Source organism: Lentzea flava (genome assembly GCF_014648475.1).
GTDB classification, from domain to species: Bacteria; Actinomycetota; Actinomycetes; order Mycobacteriales; family Pseudonocardiaceae; genus Lentzea; species Lentzea flava.
The window spans coordinates 1-645 of the sequence record NZ_BMRE01000167.1 but is presented as its reverse complement, the minus strand read 5'-3'; the positions used below and the strand labels follow the sequence as shown (position 1 = coordinate 645).

Sequence of the window (645 nt, the reverse complement as noted above, 5' to 3'; positions counted from 1 at the left end):
GATCATTGTGTGACGAATGAGCTGGACACCCTCGCGACCGCACTCTATGTCAGAACTGACGATCTGCTGGCGGCGGCACCCGGTCTCGCGCCGTGGCGGCCGAAGATCGGAATCCAGCCGCGGCTGACCGATGCCGAGCTGGTCACGCTGGCGGTGATGCAGGCGTTGCTCGGGTTCACCTCCGAGGCCCGCTGGCTGCGGCACGCACGAGCGCATCTGGGCCATCTGTTCCGTTATCTGCCACTGCAACCGGGTTACAACAAGCGGCTGCGCGGGGCCGCGGCGCTGATCCGCTCGGTGATCCGGATCCTGGCAGTCGACACGTCGTTGTGGACCGATGACGTGTGGCTGGTCGACTCCACGCCGGTCGAGTGCGGGCGTTCCCGCGAGACCTCGAAACGCTCGGATCTGGCCGGGTGGGCACAGTTCGGTTACTGCTCCAGCCACTCCCGGTTCTTCTGGGGACTGCGTCTGCATCTGGTCTGCACGCTGGGCGGGCTACCGATCGCCTACGCGCTGACCGGTGCCAAGGCCGATGAACGGCAGACCTTGCTGGGCATCCTCGAAGCCGATCCGGCGCTGGTGACCGAGCGTCCCGGCCAGGCGGTGATCGCGGACAAGCACTACTACGGCCGCGAGTTCGAA

At 66.4% G+C, this 645-nt stretch carries 1 protein-coding gene; it reads left to right on the top strand.

The window, feature by feature from the left end; genetic code table 11:
• Window positions 1-9: 9 nt before the first annotated feature.
• Window positions 10-645 (top strand): transposase (locus IEZ09_RS45990; protein ID WP_189260155.1); only part of this gene is annotated, 636 nt, incomplete at its 3' end.